Origin of the sequence: Agrilactobacillus yilanensis (genome assembly GCF_003946725.1) — a bacterium.
Taxonomy (GTDB): domain Bacteria; phylum Bacillota; class Bacilli; order Lactobacillales; family Lactobacillaceae; genus Agrilactobacillus; species Agrilactobacillus yilanensis.
This window is the reverse complement of record NZ_RHOY01000010.1, coordinates 29,556-51,252: the sequence shown is the minus strand read 5'-3', so window position 1 is coordinate 51,252 and position 21,697 is coordinate 29,556. Positions and strand designations below refer to the sequence as shown.

Annotated in this window: 15 protein-coding genes; 6 read left to right on the top strand and 9 right to left on the bottom strand. The window is 41.8% G+C overall.

Annotation, left to right across the window (positions count from 1 at the left end; all coding sequences use genetic code 11):
- Nucleotides 1-40 precede the first annotated feature (40 nt).
- The 3 genes from EKM93_RS08150 to EKM93_RS08140 are packed head-to-tail and all read right to left on the bottom strand — an operon-like array spanning nt 41 to nt 10,102.
- Nucleotides 41-2,809, bottom strand: coding sequence for a helicase C-terminal domain-containing protein (locus EKM93_RS08150; protein ID WP_125714815.1), 2,769 nt, complete (start codon nt 2,807-2,809; stop codon nt 41-43).
- A 48-nt stretch (nt 2,810-2,857) separates the two neighbouring features.
- A complete protein-coding gene (gene addA / locus EKM93_RS08145; RefSeq protein WP_125714813.1) occupies nt 2,858-6,574 on the bottom strand; it encodes a helicase-exonuclease AddAB subunit AddA in 3,717 nt (1,238 codons plus the stop codon).
- A 15-nt stretch (nt 6,575-6,589) separates the two neighbouring features.
- Complete coding sequence (locus EKM93_RS08140; RefSeq protein WP_164507033.1) at nt 6,590-10,102, bottom strand: PD-(D/E)XK nuclease family protein; 3,513 nt, start codon at nt 10,100-10,102, stop codon at nt 6,590-6,592.
- 98 nt (nt 10,103-10,200) lie between these two features.
- On the opposite strand from EKM93_RS08140, the gene mvk reads away from it, so the two are divergent.
- Genes mvk through fni form a run of 3 tightly spaced genes read left to right on the top strand, consistent with a single transcriptional unit; the run spans nt 10,201 to nt 13,200 of the window.
- On the top strand, nt 10,201-11,145 hold the full coding sequence (gene mvk, locus EKM93_RS08135; protein ID WP_125714809.1) for a mevalonate kinase: 945 nt from the start codon (nt 10,201-10,203) through the stop codon (nt 11,143-11,145).
- 10 nt (nt 11,146-11,155) lie between these two features.
- Nucleotides 11,156-12,124 carry a diphosphomevalonate decarboxylase gene (gene mvaD / locus EKM93_RS08130; protein WP_125714807.1) on the top strand — a complete coding sequence of 323 codons (969 nt, stop codon included), beginning with the start codon at nt 11,156-11,158 and terminating at the stop codon, nt 12,122-12,124.
- Between the two features lie 26 nt (nt 12,125-12,150).
- Entirely contained in the window at nt 12,151-13,200 is a 1,050-nt protein-coding gene (gene fni / locus EKM93_RS08125; RefSeq protein WP_125714805.1) for a type 2 isopentenyl-diphosphate Delta-isomerase, read from the top strand.
- 103 nt (nt 13,201-13,303) lie between these two features.
- Here the strand turns inward: fni and EKM93_RS08120 are convergent, their stop codons facing one another.
- Genes EKM93_RS08120 through rpiA form a run of 4 tightly spaced genes read right to left on the bottom strand, consistent with a single transcriptional unit; the run spans nt 13,304 to nt 17,225 of the window.
- Entirely contained in the window at nt 13,304-14,689 is a 1,386-nt protein-coding gene (locus EKM93_RS08120; protein WP_125714803.1) for an RsmB/NOP family class I SAM-dependent RNA methyltransferase, read from the bottom strand.
- A gap of 3 nt (nt 14,690-14,692) precedes the next feature.
- The gene (locus tag EKM93_RS08115; protein WP_125714801.1) at nt 14,693-15,685 is read right to left on the bottom strand and encodes a hypothetical protein; all 993 of its coding nucleotides are present in this window, start codon (nt 15,683-15,685) and stop codon (nt 14,693-14,695) included.
- Between the two features lie 46 nt (nt 15,686-15,731).
- On the bottom strand, nt 15,732-16,517 hold the full coding sequence (locus EKM93_RS08110; protein WP_125714799.1) for an SAM-dependent methyltransferase: 786 nt from the start codon (nt 16,515-16,517) through the stop codon (nt 15,732-15,734).
- A 6-nt stretch (nt 16,518-16,523) separates the two neighbouring features.
- Nucleotides 16,524-17,225, bottom strand: coding sequence for a ribose-5-phosphate isomerase RpiA (gene rpiA / locus EKM93_RS08105; RefSeq protein WP_125714797.1), 702 nt, complete (start codon nt 17,223-17,225; stop codon nt 16,524-16,526).
- 146 nt (nt 17,226-17,371) lie between these two features.
- On the opposite strand from rpiA, the gene thrC reads away from it, so the two are divergent.
- Both thrC and lepB read left to right on the top strand, forming a co-directional pair.
- Nucleotides 17,372-18,856 carry a threonine synthase gene (thrC, locus tag EKM93_RS08100; protein WP_125714795.1) on the top strand — a complete coding sequence of 495 codons (1,485 nt, stop codon included), beginning with the start codon at nt 17,372-17,374 and terminating at the stop codon, nt 18,854-18,856.
- Between the two features lie 20 nt (nt 18,857-18,876).
- Nucleotides 18,877-19,461 (top strand): signal peptidase I, encoded by a 585-nt coding sequence (gene lepB / locus EKM93_RS08095; protein WP_125714793.1) that lies wholly within the window; start codon nt 18,877-18,879, stop codon nt 19,459-19,461.
- 68 nt (nt 19,462-19,529) lie between these two features.
- On the opposite strand, the gene EKM93_RS08090 is transcribed toward lepB, so the two are convergent.
- Nucleotides 19,530-19,832 (bottom strand): hypothetical protein, encoded by a 303-nt coding sequence (locus tag EKM93_RS08090; RefSeq protein WP_125714791.1) that lies wholly within the window; start codon nt 19,830-19,832, stop codon nt 19,530-19,532.
- 103 nt (nt 19,833-19,935) lie between these two features.
- Between EKM93_RS08090 and EKM93_RS08085 the strand changes: the two genes are divergently transcribed.
- Nucleotides 19,936-20,121 carry an LBP_cg2779 family protein gene (locus EKM93_RS08085; protein ID WP_125714789.1) on the top strand — a complete coding sequence of 62 codons (186 nt, stop codon included), beginning with the start codon at nt 19,936-19,938 and terminating at the stop codon, nt 20,119-20,121.
- A gap of 50 nt (nt 20,122-20,171) precedes the next feature.
- On the opposite strand, the gene EKM93_RS08080 is transcribed toward EKM93_RS08085, so the two are convergent.
- Complete coding sequence (locus EKM93_RS08080) at nt 20,172-21,596, bottom strand: C69 family dipeptidase (protein ID WP_125714787.1); 1,425 nt, start codon at nt 21,594-21,596, stop codon at nt 20,172-20,174.
- Nucleotides 21,597-21,697 lie beyond the last annotated feature (101 nt).

The following is a 21,697-nucleotide window of genomic DNA, read 5'->3' as shown; positions in this document are numbered from 1 at the left end:
TCCTTTAAAACATAACATCTTATTATACCAAATAACGCCCTTATTTTTTCAAGAAATTCTCAATTATCCTCATGGCTTCATTTAAAGGCAGGCTTTGATTTTCAACTTGTTTTGGTAAAGTTTGTAAAATCTGCCGGCCATAGCTGGTGTTGGTCAAGCGGGTATCTAAGACTAACATCACCCCTTGATCGGTTTCGTTTCGAATCAATCGGCCAAACCCTTGTTTTAATTTAAAAGCGGCTTTTGGCAAAGCTTCACTCTTAAACGGCCGCTTGCCTTGAGCTTCCAGCCAATTATAGCGTAATCGCACTTCTGGCTGGCTGGGGGATTCAAAAGGTAGCCGGGTTAAAATCAACAGTCTTAACTGCTCGCCCGGTAAGTCTACCCCGGTTAAAAAGCTATTGGACCCTAATAAAATGGCCTGCTGGCTCAAAGAAAAACGCTTTAAGATTTTTTCATTACTGCCGGTGATGCCTTGGGCTAAAACTTCTTTTTGATGGCCGCTGGCAGAATCTTTTAGCGCATAATACACCAATTTAATCATCTCTAAAGAATTAAACAGCACTAAAATTTGTCCCGGATTTGTCTGGGCAATTTGATCAATTACCCCACTGATATAATCCGCAAAATACTCCGGTGTGGTCACCCGAACATCTGGGGCATTGGCCACTGTAATTAACCGGGATTGTTTGGCATAATCAAACGGACTAGGTAATTTAAAGGTCTGAACTTCGGCCTTATTAAGATTCAAATGGGCCATGAAATAATCAAACCGATGCTTAAAGGTTAAAGTTGCCCCGGTTAAAATCACATGTTGAAATTTATCAAACACCCGACTGGCAATAGGCCCCGTGTCCAAAATATCAATATTTAAATCCAGTGAATTTAAATCACCATACTGGTGCATCTTTAAAATAACGCCCACATTTTCTTGTTTTAAAAACTGCTCTGAAAATTGACTGAACTGGGTGGAAATGCTTTCTAACTGATTCAGCAAACTATAAATTTGATTAAATAAAATTTGTGTCTGCCGATCAAAATGTGTGGCCATATTAGCCAGTTGATTAATGGCTTGTAAAAAGTTCACATCCACCTTTTGCAGCCATTTTTCAATCAACGTCATTTTAGGAAAAACATAGGTGGCTAAATCCAGATTCGTTAAATCAATAATTTCATGAATCGCCTCAGAACGTTTTGATTTTGAAATATTATTTTGAATATAACTTTCAAAAAACACCGTCTGCAGTTGGTCAATGGCTTGGGTGATTTCCGTCAGCTGACTAAAGCCCCTTGTAATTTGGGCGGACGCCGGATAAATATCTTTGGCAGCGGTTAATAAATCATCCCTTCGATGTTCAAAATGGCGGCACAGTTCCTGCAAAGCCTCAAATTGACTCGTATGCCCATTAATTCGACGGGCGAAATGACTGAAGTCTTCGGCCTCATCTAAAATTAGACTGGGCGCCGTTCCAAAAGTCCCATCATTTGTATGTTTTAACAAATAACTATGGTTGGTCAAAATAATACTGGCCTGAGCCACTTGGCGTTCATTGTGGCGGACAAATTCATCCATCCCAAAAGCCGACTGCCGCACATGCTCATGATGGCTAACCCGCTGTAAATAGCTGTTTTCATAATTTGTCAACTGTAACTCCGACAAATCGCCCGTCTTCGTCATTGTCAGCCAGACTAATAAGCGCATTTGTAAAATACGGGTAGGCCGATTTAAAGATGGCATCTGTAAAGACTGGTAATACACTTCTAAATTCAAGTAATGCTGGTTGCTTTTAACTAAAGCCACGGGAATTTTAGCATCCAAAAGCTGTTCTAACAAAGGTAACGTCTGATCTAACAGCTGATTTTGCAATAACGTCGTGGCCGTACTAATCACAATTTTGTGTTCTTTAGTCGCCCGATAATAACTGGGCAGTAAATAACCTAACGTCTTACCACTGCCGGTTGCTGCTTCAATCAGTAAAGGCTGACTGCTCGTTTGTCCTAGATTTTCATAAACGAGATTCATCATCTTAGCCTGGGCACTGCGATAAGTCAACGCCGGCTGAAGAATACGTTTTTTAGCTTGCGGGGACTTTGGATACTTTTGCAGCTGGTGGATCGGTTGGGCTTGAATTTGGGGTTTGTACCGCAAAACTAAGCCGTGATTGCGATGCAAATAATCTGGCAGCGGCTGCTTAGGCACCTTAACCGCCAGGTCTTGAATAAACGTCCCCGTATCCCGGGATAATAAGTCGCTGAGCCGGCTTAAATGCTGCAACGTCAAAGTAGGCAGCATCTCCAAGCGTTTTTTTAATGCTAAAAAGAGTTTTGCTGTCACTAAGGCATCGCTGTCCGCGTGATGGGGATTGTCATGTTGAATCGATAATAAAGCCGCCAAATCCTGCAGCTTATAGCTCACAGCTGTAGGTAATAAAATTTGAGCTAATTCCACCGTATCAATCGCTTTGATTTCTAATGGTGCTAAACCAATATCTTGAAACGCTTGATTTAAAAACGGAAAGTCAAAATTAACATTATGGGCGACAAAAATCGTATCCATCAACATGCCATGCAGCGCCGGGCCAATCTCTGCAAAAGTTGGCGCATCAGCGACCTGCTGACCATCAATCCCCGTCAAATCCGTAATTGCTCTAGGAATGGCCTGTTGCGGATTAATATCTTGGGCGATCGTATTTACAATTTTATTTTTTTCAATTAGGGCACAACCGAATTGGATAATTCGATTTTCTGTGCGCTTAGTTCCAGTTGTTTCTAAATCTACAACTGAAAATATAGGTTGTTTGTCAGACATCTAAAAATCGACACCATTCTAAAAAAATCTTCATTGGCCTTAATTCAACTACGGCACTAAAATTAAGGTTTTATTTTGAAGTGAATATAAATATTTTGCTGAAACGGCTTGGCCGCACATCTTCGTTAAAGCCAAAGCGTAAAGGTTTAATTGACCTTGATAGTTCTCTAAAATTTCCTGATTTGTTTTATGGTCGGTTTTATAATCCACTAAAATCAATTCATCCTTGCTTTGATAATACCCATCAATCATACCATGAATCAAGACATTTCTAGTGTGATTTGAATTAATTTTAGGAAATAATTTAGTTGCAGGGTAAACCATGGAAAAGGTCACTTCACGATGATAATTTTTTGGTTGCGCACTGATTTTTGTGCCTAGTGCGGACCCTGTGAAAAAAGCTAAAATTTGGGCGGGTTTAATTTTTGAAGCCAGCGTTGGCGTCAGCAGTTGTTTTGCCTCTAAATCGGCAATCGTCTGAGTGATCACGGCGGCTGTAACGGGCTGATCTAACGGCAGTCGTTGTAAAACCAAATGGGTCGCCGTCCCAATTTGTGCCGCCGAAACGGCATTGGTGGCCTTTAGAAATTCTGGTTCCCGTAAATTTGCGGTCGTTAACGCCGGTGTTGTCGCAGCTAATTCCGGCGGTGTCGTGGCTAAAGGCATTAATATATCAAGATCTGGATCATCAAATTGCCGTTTAATATCTGAAACAGCTTGATAAGCCGTGGTTTTAGTCGCAGCTAGATTATCATATGCTAAATCAAAGCGCTGCTGGACTAAGTCGGTGAACGCTTGATCAACTTGAATGACGGTTTTCGGTAAATTTTGGGTCACTGTTGTTGCCGCCGTAAATGTAGGCGTCGGTTGTTTAAAAGTCACCACCACCTCATGGGGCAGCGCCGTAAATAAACCCGGCTGATAATAAGGCTTAAGCGCCCCATTTTTCACCCCGCGGACTAAGGCAGGCCCAACAAAATCCAAAAAACTTTTGGCTTTTAATTTAGTATTTAATGGCAATGCCAACTGGTTCCCGGCAGCTTTAGCCCATTGATCCAATAACTCAGTTTCTGAATCAGCCCCGCTTTTAGGACAGGTGGCCACTAAAATAAGCCGCTGTTTGGCCCGCGTTAAAGCGACATACAATAGACGCAACTCTTCAGACAGTAATTTTTTAGTGGCTTCTTGGGCAATGGCGCTTTTTTGAATCGTCGGAATTTTAACGCGCTTTGATGTTAAATAAGTCAACCCTAAACCTAATTTCTGATCTAAAATATAACTTCTAGAAATATCTTTTTTATTAAACCCATGTTCTAACCCTAAGCCAATCACCACTGGAAATTCTAAGCCTTTACTGCCATGAATCGTTATCACTTGCACCGCATTGGTCCGTTCGCTGGCTAGATTCGGCTGTGCTAAATCTTTATTATTCTTTTGCATTTGCTGAATAAAGCGGACAAATTGAAACACGCCTTTAAAGCCGGTTTCCTCATACTGTTTGGCCCGATCATACAAGGCATTTAAATTGGCCTGTCGCTGGGGCCCAGAAGGCATACCGCCTACATAATCTAAAAATCCCGTCCGATCATAAATCGTCCAGATCAACGTCGCAATTTGATTACTCCGGGCAATATCGCGGTAAAGGGTCATATCTTGGTCAAAAGCCACAAGCCGCTGGCTGAAGTCTCCACGGCAAATTTCAGGATCCGTCAATTTTTCGGCGGTCACCAGCTGTAGGCAGTCATAAAAGCTCTTATTTTTTTCTGTCTGCTGGCCTCTAATAAAACCCAATTCATTTTCATCAAAAGCATACATTGGTGAACGCAACACGGCCACCAAGGGGATATCTTGATCTAAATTATCCACTAATTGCAATAAGGACAGCATGATTTGTAATTCAGTTGTTTTAAAATAATTTTCAGTATCACTAACCAATACTGGAATGGCCGCCCGCTTGAACGTATCCACGATATCCGTATTTAACGTGCGACTCCGGACTAAAATTGCAATATCTTGATAAGTTAATAACCGCTGCTGATTCGGGGCATCCCCGTCATAAATCAACGTCTTGGCCGCAATCAGCTGCTGAATCCGTTGGGCAGCCGCTAAAATCATCGGTGCCACTGACGGTTGATTTTCTGCCGCCGAATCATCCTCTGGTGCTTGAGCCATCAGCACTTCCACCGGATTGTCGCCATCGGTATAATATTTAGCACCAAAATTTAAATAAGCCTTTTTATCGTAGTCAATATCCCCCAGTTGTGTATCCATAATCTGGGCAAAAATAAAGTTTACAAAGTTCGTAATCGCTTGTTTTGAGCGAAAGTTATCCGATAAAATAATTCGCTCATCTGCTGCCGCTGAACCGGGCTGATCCGCATACTGGACATATTTTTGAGCAAACAGCTTTGGTTCCGCCATTCTAAAGCCATAAATAGACTGTTTAATATCCCCCACCATAAACCGATTGCCTGGTTTTGTTTTGGCCACCAACTGCAATAAAGCCTCTTGCAGCGGATTAATATCTTGATATTCATCAATCAAAACCTCATTAAACTTCTGCTGATAAAAATTTTGTGCCAGCAACTGACCCGTTGCGTCTTTTGTCGTCAAAATGGCATGGGCATCATGTTCCAGATCACTAAAATCCAACAGCCCCCGGTCTTGTTTAAGCTGCTGATACGCCGTGGCAAATTTTTGGACCACTTCGATTAATTTCGTAATTAACGTCTGACACTGATCATTGACGATCCGCAACGTTTGCTCAGGCAGTCCAAAATACGCCTCTTTTAAAGCCTCAATTTCATCTAAATCGGCCACAACGGTTTCCTTTAAAGCATTAACTTCAGCTGTCGTATGCCCAGCTTCTTTTTCCGGCTTTTTTAACCTCGGCCACTGACCTACTTTTAATGGCGCATCTAATGGCACATCAATTAAATTGGTCCGCAAAGCCGTATAACCTAGCTGTAACGCCGCTTCTGTCTGTTTAATTTTAGGCAGTATAGTGGCGACCGCTTCTGCATGACGTTCCAGTTGCTGATCTTGAAAATCTTGCTGTAATACCACCACATCATTTTCTAATTGCGTCAATTCACGTTGCAGTTCCGGCAGCACCGTTGTTTGATAAACCGGCATATTTAATAATTCTGGTTGGTTTTGATAGTTTTCAGTTAACTGATTTAGCCAAGCAGTTGGGTCTGGAAAAGCTTGCATATACTCATAAATTTTAAAGACCGCTGCTTCTAAACCGGCATCATCACGGTCGTTAGAAAAATTTTCAGTCAGCTGGAAAAAAGTTAAATCATCTTGATTGTAATAAGCTTCCCGCAAGTCCGCAAAGGCGCTTTGCTTTAACAGCATGGCTTGGGCCGCATCGGCCAAAATCGTAAATTCTGGATCAATATTAATTAAATAATAAAACTTATGAATAATATTTTGGCAAAAGGCGTGAATCGTACTGATATTGGCTAAGTTTAACCGATTCAGCTGCCGCCGGTAATGATTGAGCTGTTCGCTTTGGGCCGCATCGTTTTGTAAATCGCTAATTTTAGTCTCAACTGCCGCCCGAATCCGATCCTTCATTTCTTTAGCCGCTAACTCGGTAAAAGTTACAATCAGCAGCTGATCCACATCAATGGTGGCAATGGCTTCAATCACCCGTTGGACTAGAACCGCCGTCTTCCCAGAACCAGCAGAGGCCGAAACTAAAATATTATGGCCCCGATGGGTAATTGCTTTAGTTTGATTTTCTGTATATTGAACCATTTTTTAGAAACTCCTCTACAAATTGGATTGTTGCAAAACTGCAGCCATCATCGCCAGCCAGCCGGTTAATTTATCCTTTGGTGCGGGCTGTAAAAGCTGGTAATTATTTTCTGGCAACATTGGATCAAATTCAAAAATTGCTTGATACGGACTGTAATCTAACGCTGTCCGCTGTTTGTTGAACTGAACCGGTTTTAAAGGCAGCGCACCGGCAAAAATGGCTTGCGCCGCCGCTTTAATTTTGTACGTATTATAAGCACTGAGCTGGGCCAATTGGCCTTGATTAGGGACTTTGGCCAAATCTGACGCATTGACGGCCCCATTTTTGTTACGTCTTAACTGGACGACATCTGTATTCAGCTGCTCTAAAACTGTCTCATCATTGCGACTGATGCCTTGATATCTGAAGGCTTTTAACACTTGAGCCTCAATATTTTCATCATTGATTGCCCCTTTTAGCGCTTCAAGGGGCACGCTTGGGTTTTGTAGATGATAATAATAAGCCCCGGCAAATTGGGCATCACTTAACCCCAAGGGCGCCAAATTATCCAAAACACTTTGCAAGTAGGTCAGCATCTGTAACGATAGCCCGTGATAAATCTGTTGATAATCAAAATCTCGTTCACTGGACTTATAATCAATAATATTAAACAGCCGCGTGGTGGCCAAATCTGCCACATCAATCCGATCAATTTTGCCCCGCAGCTGAATATCATGTTGCGAGTCAATTTGATAATGCAAGCCCTTTAGCCCATTTTTTCCGGTCCCAAACGGAATTTCTGTCCGATAAGGCCGAAAAGCCATTTTTGTCCCTTGGATAATATTATTTTTAATGGACAGCTTAAGCACTTCTTTTAAGCGATAACGAATGAAGTGCATCCGGCCCGTACTGGAAAAAATATCATATTGCGGCAGTTGATAAACTTCGGTGAGCACCTGATCCAAAATTTGATCCATTTGCTCAGAGGATAGCTTGGCCAAATCCAGCTTTTGTGTCACGACATATTTAATAAAGGCGTCCATTACTTCATGGTAAAAAGACCCCCGACTGGCCGGTGTTAAGTCGTAAATTTCCCGTTCTTTTAAATGTAAGCCATAAGTCAAAAAATAAGCATAGGGATTTTCATAATACGTTTCCAGCTGTGAAACCGACGCCCGCAGTGTCTGGCCAAATAATAAATCCACCACTTTTGGCTTTAACTGCTGGGGCTGATTATGATACTGCAAACTGGCAAAAACTTTTTGGGCCAAATTAGCAAAAGGCGGCTCGTTTAGCAGTTTTTCATAAATAAACGTCAATGGCGTACCCATAGGCGTTGCGGTATCTTTTGCCTGCCGCAATACCGGTACTAGCTGGCGGATCATCTGCCGTCTTGTGCCAATTAATGGGCGCAATTCAGCGATGTCTTCCGTGATTGGTAACCGGCTAGAAACTACTTTTGGTGACAATTTAAAGTGTTTTTGTAGTTGGGCAAAATAAGGCGAAACTTGTTTGTTCTGCCCGTCGCTGTTCGTTTTGGCATAGCTCAAATATAAATGTTCTGTAGGATTTAAAAAGGCGGTATAGGCCAAAAAGCGTTCATTGGCCATCACGGCAGCAGCGGTTTGTAACGGTTCAAAAGCTGGATCCACCGCCTGCAGCTGTGTGCGGTCTTCATCATTTAAAATAGTTGGTGCCGTCGTTACTTCTGGTAAATTCTGATCCGTTAAGCCGATGAAAAAAGTTATTTTGCGATTATTCATCTGCACCATCCCCACTTCAGACACATTGACCGCGTCTAACGTGGCCGGAATTTGGGCGTAAGCGGTATTGGTAAAAGCGGCGGTAATCAATTCAATGAATACTTTAGCATCAAAAGGTGCGGTGCCTAAAATCGCCACGTACTGTTCCAAAAGCTGAATAAAGACATTAAAGCCTTGGGTGTTTTTATCCACAATCCCCACCGTTGCTGCAGTTTGGGCCGTTTCATTCTGCCAAATGACCAGCTGATCTAACACACCAGCTGTCTTTAAAAATTGATACACTAACGTGGCGCCAGCTTCAGCAGTTTGAACTTGTGCCAGCTGCTGATAAAACGGAGCTAACTGTGTGCGCACCAGCTGATGAATGGTCTCAATCGCCTGGGTTTTAACGCTATCCACTTGCACTTCCGTTGCCGTTGCATCAAAATTTTTGATTACATATTGCCAAGGTGTTTCAGACAGCCAATCTTTGCGGTATAAATTATGGGCCAACAAATAATTGTCGGTAATATCCAACATCTGCCGAAACGCCGCTTTTGTGAAAACTTCCGAATCAACTTTAACCAATAATTCCGTTTTTAACAGCCGCATAATATCGGTATAGCGAAAATTATTTTGATCAACTGCAAATAGACTGGTCAAAAAAGCCAGCAGCGGATGATCTTGCATTGGAATTTGCAGATCGTTAAAGTAAGGCAGCTCAAACTGCTCAAAAATTGGTTTTAACACTGTTTCATAATCCGCTAAATGTTTGGTTAAAATTAAAAAGTCTTGATAATGATAGCCTTGATCCGTCACTAATTGATGGATCGTTAACGCCACTTGTTCCAATTCTTGATAGGGATTATCTGCCACCGTTAAGGTCAAGGCTGGGGCACAAGTGATTTTTGTATCCGGTTTTAACCAATAATCCCCCACTGTTTTTAAGGCCGGTTTTATCCGGGATACTGGAATCAGTGTATTATGATAAGTGAGGCCCAGTGACTGTAACCCAGCAACAAGCTGCTGCTGTAATTTTTTAGACCGGAAAAATAAATCCGTAGCCACCAGTGTTTGCGTTAAGCAAGGCTGATCTAAAATTAAACTGAAATGGACGCCTTTTGCGTTTTGGACTAAAGTTAAGACGATTTCTAATTCGATAGCCGTGAGTTGGGTGAAGCCTTGAAAATAAAAATGAAATTGACTTAAATCAGCCGCCGCCAGCGCCGTTTTAAGCTGTTGCAATAATTCATCATTGCTCATAAACTGCTGGGTCACGGCGGTCAAATAGCGGTCATAAATTAAACTTAAATCTTGCGCCTTTAAATAGGTATCTGAATTTGTCGCTAACGCTGCCACGCTTTGACTTAATTGTGCTGGTGTAATTTTTTCGTTTTGCAATTCAGTAAGCTGTTTGCCCAAAGCTTGGGTAAACCCCGGCTGGGTCAACTCGCCCCGGAATACTTTTAACTGGGTTTTAACTTCTTGAAAGATCTTTGTTAAAATCATACTCTGGGCGGCTGAATCTAATCGGCTTTTCTGGTAAAATTGAGTGTCTTTAAGAAAAAACCAAGCCAAACGGCTGAATGAAAAAACTTGCACTTTTTCAGTGGCATAATAATCCGCCGTCTTTTGACTTTTTTGTAATTGTGTCATTAAATTAACTTCAGATTCAAATTTAATATGGTTGGGAACAATCAAAAAGAACTGATCTGCTGAGGCGGCCTTTTTGTCGGCTTTTAAGCAGTCAATGATTGCCTTTTGATGGTCCTTATCAGCAGTACCGTATAAAAATTCTAAACTCATGTTCGCACTCCTTTTTTTATTAAGTTTATCATAATCTATTTCATTGGGAAACAGCGGCATGCGATAATAAATTAAGGCGATCAGAAAGGAAGTCTGCCTTGCGACAAGGTTATGGTTTTAGTCATGCAAAAATAATTTTAATCGGGGAACATGCGGTGGTTTATGGCCAGCCTGCCATTGCCTTACCACTGCCATCGGTGAAACTGACGGTGACGATGCAGCAAACGACGCAACAAGCGCAATTACTGCATTCCCGCTATTATGATGGCCCCTTAGACCGGGCAATGGCCCAATTAACTGGGATTCAAAAATTAATTCAAGCGTTACTGCGCCATTTTCAGCAGCCCAATGAAAGTTTTGAACTCACCATTGAAAGTGATCTGCCGGCCGAACGGGGCATGGGCTCTTCAGCAGCTACCGCCATTGGCATTATCCGCTGTTTTTACGACTATTTTAAAACAAAGCTGCCTACACAAACGTTGTTAAACTGGGCTGATTTTTCAGAAAAAATTATTCACGGCAAACCCAGCGGCTTAGATGCGGCCACCGCCAGTGCTAAAACGCCAATTTGGTTCGTTAAAGGCCAAATGCCCTACGAACTGCAATTTAAAACAAAAGGCTATTTGGTGATCGCCGACAGCGGTATTAAAGGTCGAACCAGCACGGCGGTTGCGTTAGTGCGACAAGAACTGACCGATGCCCCTATTATTTTTAAACCTAAAATTGCCAAACTAGGCCAATTGACAACCGCGGTAAAAGCCAATTTGGCCCAAGGAGATTTAAAGGCGCTGGGTCAAAATTTAACGTTAGCCCAGCAGCAGCTCAAAGACTTAGGGGTTAGTTCTAAAGCTTTAGACCGCTTAATTCAAGTGGCGCTAACCCACGGCGCACTAGGAGCCAAATTAACGGGGGGCGGTCAAGGGGGCTGTTTATTGGCCTTAGCACCGGATTTAGCAACCGCTGAAAATTTACAGCAGGCGTTAAGTGCCGCTGGTGCCATTGATACTTGGCGGCAGCCGTTAGCTGAAATCAATCATACTTAGGGAGATCGTTATGTCAACGTACACTGCAGTGGCACATACTAATATTGCATTAATTAAATATTGGGGTAAAAAAGACCCCCAGCTTATCATTCCATATAACAGCTCGTTATCTTTAACTTTAGATCAATTTTATACAAAAACGACGGTAACACCGGCAACAACGGATCAATTTACTTTAGATGCGCAGCCAATAACCGGTCCTGGTTTAACTAAAATGACGGCTTTTTTAGATATTTTAAGAGCCTACGCTAAAACCGATCAGAAATTAGCCGTGACCTCCACGAATCACGTACCCACCGCCGCAGGTTTGGCCTCTTCGGCTTCTGGTTTAGCCGCTTTAACCGTAGCTGCCACGGCTGCCTTAGGCCTTAATTTACCAAAGCAGACCTTATCTCGCTTAGCCAGACGGGGTTCTGGATCCGCCTGCCGCTCTATTTATGGTGGCTTTGTGGAATGGCAAAAAGGTCAAACAGATGAAGATTCTTATGGCGTGCCTTTAAATCCAGCAGAAACCACTGACTTAGACATTGCCATGATTGCTTTAGTGATTTCCGATACTGCTAAAACCGTTTCCAGCCGGCAAGGGATGGCCAATACGGTGGCGACTTCACCGTTTTATCCGGCCTTTGTCCAACGCTGCGAAGCGGATTTAACAGCGATTAAAGCAGCGATTGCTGCAAAAGATTTACAGCAGGTCGGCGAAATTGCCGAGGCCAATGCCTTAAAAATGCATGCCACCATGTTAGCGGCAACCCCGCCCTTCAGTTATTTTTTACCAGAAACGTTACAGGCGATTGCCGCAATCCAGCAGTTAAGAACCCAAGGCTACCTTTGTTATTTCACAATGGATGCCGGCCCAAACATCAAGATTATTTGTGCGGCCAGTCAGAGCCAACGAATTGCCCAGGCGCTTAAAAAGTTACTGCCAAAAGTAGCCATGGTGATTGCTAAGCCCGGACCTGGTGCCAAATTAATTTAATTTTAAATTTCAAGGGAGCGATTGTTATGTCAAATGAATCAAGCCACGCCCATCGTAAAGATGAACACGTTGCCTTAGCACAGCACTTCTATCAACCGGAACAAACGAATGATTTTGATGAAATTCGTTTGTTGCACCAAAGTCTGCCGGAAATGGCCGTTTCAGATGTACATCTAGAAACGCAATTATTCGGTCAAACAATTGCCGCACCAATTTATATCAATGCCATGACCGGCGGCTCTGAACGCACTAAAAAAATAAATGGCCAACTGGCACAAATTGCGGCCGCTTTAAGAATTCCCATGGCGGTAGGTTCAGAGTCCATCGCCTTAACCGAAGCAGACAGCCAAGCTTCTTTTAGCATTGTCCGGCAGTACAATCCTGACGGGTTAGTTTTTGCCAATATGAGCGCTGACAAAACCTTAGACCAATTGCAAACAGCTATTGACCTCGTACAGGCCAATGCCTTACAAATCCACTTAAATCCGATTCAAGAAGCGATTATGCCAGAAGGCCAACGCCAGTTTTATTGGTTAAAGAATTTAAAAACTTATCGCGAAAATTTGGACGTACCAATTATTGCTAAAGAAGTTGGCTTTGGCATGGACCAATTGACCATCTCCAAATTAGTCAATGCCGGTATTAAATACATCGACGTTTCTGGCAAAGGTGGCACTAATTTTGCTAAAATCGAAAATGCCCGTCGGCCGCAGCATGACTTGCCTTATTTGGATAACATGGGCCTAAGTACCGTGGAATCCTTATTAGAAGCCAATGAATTCAAAAAGACACACTTCTTTGCTTCCGGCGGCGTCCGCCAGCCATTAGACATCGTCAAAGCCTGGCGTCTAGGCGCTGAAATGGTGGGCATGAGCGGTACCATCTTAAACCTATTACGCCAAAACCCCGTCGAAGAAGTCATCCGTATTTTACAAACCTGGCTCGACCAACTACCACTGATCATGACCCTATTAGGCGCCAAAAACCTGACAGAATTAAGGGAAAGTGACCTCGTCCTCAGCCCTAAATTACAAAGCTACATCCAACAACGAGAATTGAAAATCAGTTTTATTTAAAAAGAGCGCGAGAGCTTACGGTTTGACAATGCACACAATCAAAAAGCTGGTCCATGAAAACCTTCAACGTTTTCATGAACCAGCTTTTTATAATATCTACTTATTAATTTCGTAAACCTTTTGGATAAAAATTTTTAACTTGTGTGCCTACAAAATTACCAATGGCAAAGCCTAAATGCTGATACGTCAACAAGCCAAATGTCTTTTTAGCCGCTAACGGTTGGGCCAAGGTCAAACTTTCACCATGCCGATAATGCTGATAGGCCGTTTCGTCCACTTCATAAACGACTTGATAAGCCGCTGCCGGGAGGCTCAAAGCTAAATCATGATCCAATTCAAAGCGATTTTTCTTAAAAACCCCAACATTCAACCCATTCCGCAGAATTTTTAACTGCGTTAACGGCAGCGTTGACTGGGGCACTAAATGCAAGTGATCCCCTTGTAGTCTTAAATATTGAAAATCTAGTACCGGTTGCTTAAACGTCTGTGCTAAGCAAGCTTCAACTAAAGTTTGTTGTGCTTTCGTAAGTGTGCCACTTGTTTTAGCAGTATGCTTTGAATGGCCTTTTTTAGCACGTGTTGACGTTTTTTCTGGACTAGCGTTAGATTGCAGGCAAGCAATGAAATGGCCTTCTCCCCGCATCAAATGTGGCCACAAGCGCACTGCATTCGCTAAACTTGCGGTACCATCCGCCCATTCTGGCCGCCCGGCGCTCATCCCCGCATATTTTTGAATCGGTTTTAAACTTAACGCTGGATACTGCGCCAAAACCCAAGCCATAACTTGTTCATCTTCTTCAGGCGCAAAAGTACACGTAGAATAAATCAACTGACCACCGGGTTTTAACATTTTTAAAGCTGCAGTTAAAATTTCTTTTTGCCGAGCCGCACAAGTTTCAGGATAAGCCAACTGCCAATAAGTCATCGCTTCAGGATCTTTACGAAACATCCCTTCCCCAGAACAAGGGGCATCCACTAAAATTTTATCAAACTGCTGGGGCCAAGCTGCCGCTAAACGATCAGGGGTTTCATTAGTCACAATTGCATTTTTCAGGCCAAAGCGTTCCACATTTTCAGCCAAGACTTTTGCCCGCTTGGCATTGATTTCATTGGCAACCAACACCCCTTGTCCCGCCATTTGACTGCCGATATACGTGGATTTACCACCCGGCGCGGCACATAGGTCTAAAATTACCTCCCCTGGCTGGGGATCCACCACCGCACCGACATACATCGCACTGGGTTCTTGAGAATAAACACCACCGCTGGTATGGGCAATACTGTTGCCCTTCACTGTGCCAAAATAGCCGCCTTTGACATAGGCAATTGGCTCAGCGGTCGGTACAAGCGGCGTGACCAAATCGGCTTTCATCGGATTAATCCGAAACCCTTTTTCAACTGGCTGATCAAAGCTTGCCAAAAATTGTGCGGCTTCTGGTTGACCTAATAAAGCTTGGTATTTATTAATAAAATCTTTAGGTAAGTTCACAAACTACGCTCCCGTTTTATCTAGATTCTTTTTGGATTTTGTTTTTAAAATAAAAATTGCCATTAAGATAATACTATAAATTGTCACGCCTAACAAATAATAAGTTGTGAGATCATAACTGATTAAATACGTTTGCCAAATACCTAAAAGATACCCAATTAAGGCGCTGACCACAAAATGGGTCACAAATTGCCGTAAAAAGCCTAATTTCATTTTTAGACTTAAATTCAAATCCAAATGATTTTCCTGTAAAAAGCGCCGGAAAGTCATATAAAAAATCCAAGTTATAACGGTTAACACGACAAAGGTGAGGCCATAAATTAGCCACAACATCACATTACTGCCCCACCGCCGATGATAAACTTCATTTTGCGTCTGCGGCACATAAGTTTTAGCGGACTTAGAGCGTACCAGTTGACTAAAAGCTTGTTTGTGCTGTTTGACCAAACTACCATCCGCAATGACTTGTAGGTTTTTTAACGCCATTTTATTCACCGATTGTTTCGGCGATACCGTAATAAATCGATGCTTATTTAAAGGTGAGTTCCCCGAAGTCCCCACTTGTCCAATTACGGGAATATAGCGATCATAATTGACCAAATAAGCTTGGGACTGGGGCTTATACAACTGATCTGCATAATCTTGGCCCACAATGGCAAAGGGCAACGCAGAATCAAAATCTGAAGCCGTAAAATTACGGCCATTAATAATGGACAAACTATTTTTAGAATGCTGGGCATAAATATAACTGACTTTTTTATGCGCCGGATCTATAAACTGGACTTGATAATTATCCCAGTTTTTGGCTTGCAGCTTTTTTAAAGTTGTTTGAATATCGGCTGAACTTTTCGCCTTAAAAACTAGGGCTTCTTGGGACAGACCACCGTGATCCAATTGAATTTGATAGGTATTACGGTCATGCTGGCCCACTAACCAAATGGTTAAAAAGAAAATTAGCGCCGTCATGATATCAATAAGCAGCTTACGTTTAAACAAAAAACTTACCTCCACCCCGCGGTCTAATTTCAAAACAAATTATCGCTTACTGTACTAAATATACTTGATCCTGAATTAAATCAAACCGGGGATATAATTTATTCAGCCGTGCTAAAGCTTTTGAATCTAAGAAATGGGCTTGCTGCCAAAATTGCTGGCTGTTGGTCGCCCCAAATTTTTCACCAATTACAAAAAAATATTTGGTGGGCATCACTTGCCTAAAGGTTTTTAAGACTTGATAATCAATGGGATTTTTATCTTGACTCCAAATCATCACCACGGCATCCACTTGTCCGCCGTAACGTTTAATTGCCTCAATCGCATTTAAAGATTGTACCGGCAACCAAAAATCCCGAGCTGTGGGACTGCTTTTGCCCCAACTAAGGTCATCTGTGGCGATACTCGACTGTCCTAATTGGGTTAGGCCATACGAAAATAAGCCATTGCCGGCCATGATTTCTAAATAGTTGAGCTTAGGAAATACTTGAACCCACCGCTTTAAAAAAGTTTGATTCAACAACGCCCAAATTCCAAAACGCTGGGCCACAAAGCTACGGAAATTACGCAATAGCTGATCTAATCGATGCAAAGTTGTCGTTTGTGTTTTAAAATCACGAAAGCCTTGTTGCTGCCCTAAAGCGACCATGGCGGCCAAATAAGTTGTTTCCTCTAAGCCCAAGGGATGCAAACTATGCTGCGGCAGCCGTTTTTGTGCCAAATCTAAACAGATGCTCGTAATCATATCAATTTGATCCGTAATGGCCGGAACAGTTTGAAATAACGGCCGCAATGCCCGAAGCTGTTTTAAATAGTCAGTTTCTAAAATGGTCATCCGCGTTTAACGCCGTTTTTCCCGCTTTGCAATCAAATGCTGAACACCGTCATCCGTGCCCACAAAAACTTCATCTACGATATCTAAGAATAAACCATGCTCTAAAACGCCCACCTGCCGGGACAGCCAAGCCGCCAAATAATGGGGATGGTCAATACTTTCAAGATGTAAATCAATCACATAATTATGTTCATGGGTGAAGTAATAATTAGTCTCATCCACCATCCGAAACTTAGGATTTAGCCCTTCGTTGTCTAAACGGCGCAACACTTTCGTACTGCCATAAGGGACAACTTCCACCGGCAATGGTAAATTATGGCCTAATGTCTCAACCATTTTTGAATCGTCCACAATCCAAATATTTTTATTAGAAGAAATGGCCACCATCTTCTCATACTCATGGGCCGCACCACCATCTTTAATTCCTTGGAAATATTTATCAATTTCCCCAGCACCATCGACGGTAATGTCAATATGATCCACATTATCTAAATCTTCAATCGGAATATTCAGCGCATTAGCCGCCCGAGTTGTTCGATCGGATGTGGAAACACCAATAATTTCTAAACCTTCATTTTTAATCCGCGTTGCTAAACCTTCTAAAAAATATTGAACCGTCGTCCCAGTACCTAGGCCAATAATCATGCCATCTTGAATTTCATGTAGTGCAGACATTGCTGCAATTTGTTTTTTTTCTTCAACTTGCATTGTTTTCCTCCATTAAGCGCATATGTATTGTAATTTATATTATAAAGATACCTTCAAAAAATATCAAAATAAACTAAAGTGTTGTAGAATTAGAAAGAGGCATTTTAGCCCGTATTATTAGAATGAAATTAAGGTGGGTCTTAAACATGACACAATATCGCAGTACACGTGGCGACGCAACAGCATCTTTAACCGCATCCCAAGCTATTTTACAAGGCTTAGCCCCCGATAGCGGTTTATACGTTCCAGTTGAATTTCCAAAGCTGGACAAACCTTTGTCAGAATTGACAGCTTTAAACTATCAAGATTTAGCTTTAGAAATTTTAAAAATCTTCTTAAGCGACTACTCTACAGAGGAACTGCAAAATTGTATCCAGCAGGCTTATGGCAGCCAATTTGATACAACCGACATCACCCCGCTGACTTCAGCCGGTAATTTGAACTATTTGGAATTATTCCACGGCCCAACTGCCGCTTTTAAAGATATTGCTTTACAGCTATTACCCCATTTGATGACCACGGCCATGCAAAAAAATAATTATCCTGGTAAAGTCGTTATTTTGACAGCCACTTCCGGTGACACGGGTAAGGCCGCTATGGCTGGCTTTGCGGACGTGGCGGATACTCAAATTATTGTATTCTATCCAAAAGATGGCGTCAGTGCCATTCAACGGCAGCAAATGATCACCCAAGTCGGTGATAACGTGACTGTTGTGGGTATTGACGGTAACTTTGATGATGCCCAAACTAACGTAAAGCAGATTTTAAATAATCCTGAAATTCAAGCTGCTTTAACGGATAAGAAACGGCGCTTTTCTTCTGCAAACTCCATCAATATCGGCCGTTTAGTCCCACAAATTGTTTATTATTTTAAAGCTTATGGCCAATTGGTGCAACAACATAAAATTGCGTTAAATGATGAAGTTGTCTTCAGTGTCCCAACCGGCAACTTTGGGGATATTTTAGCTGGCTGGTATGCCAAACGACTCGGCTTGCCCATCAAACGGTTAATCTGCGCTTCTAATGAAAATAATGTCTTAACTGACTTTTTCCATACCGGCTGTTATGATCGGCAACGGGATTTTCACGTGACAACTTCCCCATCCATGGATATTTTAGTGTCCAGTAACTTGGAACGGCTCTTATTTGCGGTTTTAGGGGAAGATCCTAAAGCGTTAACTGAATTTATGACCACTTTTGAAACCACCGGCAAAGCCCAATTAGATGATGCAAGCTTTAACCGGCTCAGTGATTTTGTCGCTTATTGTGCTAATACGGACGAAACCTTAACTGAAATTCGTAAAGTCCAGACACAAGATTTGTATACCATTGACCCCCACACGGCCGTAGCCGCTTTTGGGGCAGATGCTTATTTAGCTGAAACAAAAGAAACCGCACCAATCATTGTTTTATCAACGGCTAATCCGTATAAATTCCCAGAAACGGTCCTTCATGCTTTAACAAATCATCAGCCATTAGAACAAGGCTTTGAAGCATTACAAGCCGTAGCTAATGTCATTGATTTAAAAATTCCACGAAATATCAACCGCTTAAAACGGGCTGAAGTATTACACACTAAGACTATTTCAGTAACTGACATGCCACAAACCGTTTTAGATGCGATCAAATAATAGTAAGGACGTGACCACTTTTGAGTAAAGATAAGGGTACGAAGAAAAAGGATGATAAGGAGACTTCAACCGGTCGACTTATTCTAGAATTTATTATTTTAGCATTGGTTTTCTTCGGGATTGGCCAATTTCTAAAAACTTATGTGTTAGCGAATGAAGAAGTCCAAGGCCCTTCAATGCAGCCAACATTTGAGACTGGTGATCGGATTATTGCTTATCGTCATGGCAAAGTCGAACGAGGCGATGTCATCGTCTTAAAAGCCCCTGATGAACCTGGTGCGTATTATATCAAACGGGTCATTGGGATGCCTGGCGACACAGTTTCTTCAAAAAATGATACCACCTATATTAATGGTAAAAAGTATAGTGAACCTTACTTGACGGCTTATAAAAAGAAACTCACCCCTGGCACATTATATACGACTAATTTCACCTTGAAATCTTTAGGCATGGGTAATAAAGTCCCTAAAGGTGAATACTTTGTCATGGGGGATCATCGCGATGTCTCCAAAGACAGCCGGATGATTGGCTACATCCCTAAAGATAGCGTCGTTGGCGTTGTTAAGCTGCGCTACTGGCCAATAAGTGATCTCAGAACTTTTTAACCGCAATTAAAAATACACCGCTGAATCTAAACTCAGCGGTGTATTTTTTTATGATTTATAAAACGAAATTAAACCAGTGGTTCATTAAAATTACGGTGATAATAATCGCTATCAATCACCTTATAATGACCATTAGCGAATCGCACAATAATTTTATTAGTTTCAACTGGAATCGCATTTCTGCGATCATAAATAATCAACTGGTCTGCCCGAAATTGTACAGCGCGATTAAAATCTTCGCCGAAAAAATCTTTTAATTGGGCAATTGTCGTGTCACCGGTATAAGGCAAAAATTTTGCCATCTTCGTCATTGAAAATGCATGAAATTGTTCACTGGGAAAATCATTTAATGCATCTGTCTTCATTGCCATTATTAAACCCTCCGTAAAATAATCATCATCTTTGCCACAGCTTTCGTTTAATGCTATGCTTAAAGCAGTTAAACAATGCATTAAAGAATGGAGTGGACCCAATTTGTCAGATTTAAATGAATTATCAAAAGCCATTATTCAATATCAGGAAAAAACATCAATGAGTGATGCGCAGTTGGCGTTTTCAAGTCATTTTTCGGTTGAACGCATTCATGATTTGAAGGCTGGCGAAAAAGCCGCTACACCTGAGGAAACTGAAAAATTGATGGCTTTTATTAATCAAAATTAATTTTATATTATAACTGTTTTAAAACTAGTGTTTAAAAGCACTAGTTTTTTTTACAGATTTTTGTCCATATTAAATGTTAACTGCGACAATTCCAAACCTTGCGTAATGAAGCGGCCAATTAATTCCTGCGTCATCGCAGACACAATTTTGACAGTTTCATAATTTTGTTCCGTCAAAAATGTCGTTAAGGCGGCTCCTTCAAAATCAGCAGCTTGCTGATCAACTTCAAAGAGCCGTGTCCGGCATTGTTGTCTAACTGCTTTTAGATAATCCAGATCTTCTTGAATAAACTGTTGATGATGGGCTTCCACCAACATGGATAATGTCCGGAACAACCAATAAGCGCTGTTCATATCCCATTGCATCGGTGTTTGCCGATAACTTGGCGCTGTATCATTGGCATTTGTATAAAATGGCACGTACGGACTAAAAGCCGGCATACCTAAGTTTAACCAGATAATCCCCGTCGTATCTACAGCTTGGTTTTGCCGCAGTTCTAGAATATGACTGTTTTGCGTCCGATTTAAGCCAATTGGCCGATAACGTAATTTGTCTGCCAAATCCCCGTTGCCTAGCGGATCAAAGCGGGTTTCATTATAATGAGAGCCTAATAATTGTTCAATATCTTCTAACCCTAGCTTACGTTTTGGCTTGACAATAAATGGTAATTCGCTGGATTCTGGCATTTCTGGAAATTCTGGATCAAATAAATGATGGGCATACCAAACCCGAGGTGTATTATAATGTCGATCTTTTTGTGTATCCGTCCCAAAAATATGCCTAAAATTAAAGCCGGCCAAGTCTGGATTTAAATGGTGTTTTTCAACAAAAGCCTCAATCCCCGTTGAAAATTTAAAGTTGGCTGTATCTGCAAAATCAACCCATTGAATGGCAACTTGATTGGCGGCCACCGCATAGCAATCTTCCGGAATCCGTTGAGCTAACCAATGATGGCCGGTAACAATTTCCATATACCACACTTCTGAAACATCGCTGAATAAGACGCTATTGCCAGCTGCAGAGCCGTATTTTTCAATTAATTGGCCTAAATAAGTCACTGCTTCTTGGGCAGAAGCCACATAGGGCAAAACCATCGTCTGCATACAGTCTTCATCTAAGCCGCTTTGGGTATTTAGTGGGTCAAACGCCAATGTCCGTTCGTTGCCATAGGTACTTTCTGTACAGCTCATGGCGACATTTTTTTCATTGATGCCACTTTCTTCATAATAACCTTCGACTTTATAGTTAACGTTAGGTACTGCATTATAACGATAAGCATTCTCTGGTAAAGTTGCTTCAAATTCATTTAAATAAGATTTTAAAACTCGACCAGGTTCGTTTTCTACAGCAGGATGCATGTAAAAGCGTTGAGGGGCAATTGGCGAAAAGGTATCGTCGTTGCGGGCAATCAAAGTGGCCCCGGTTAGACTTGCTTTTCTACCAATTAATATAGATGTACAGGCTGCTTTTTTCAAAAAAAACCGCTCCTTAATTTTTAAAAATATTAGGTCTAGTTCAAACTATAACACTAACCATGGCTCAGAAACTAGCCCAAAAATGACGTGTTTTCATTGAA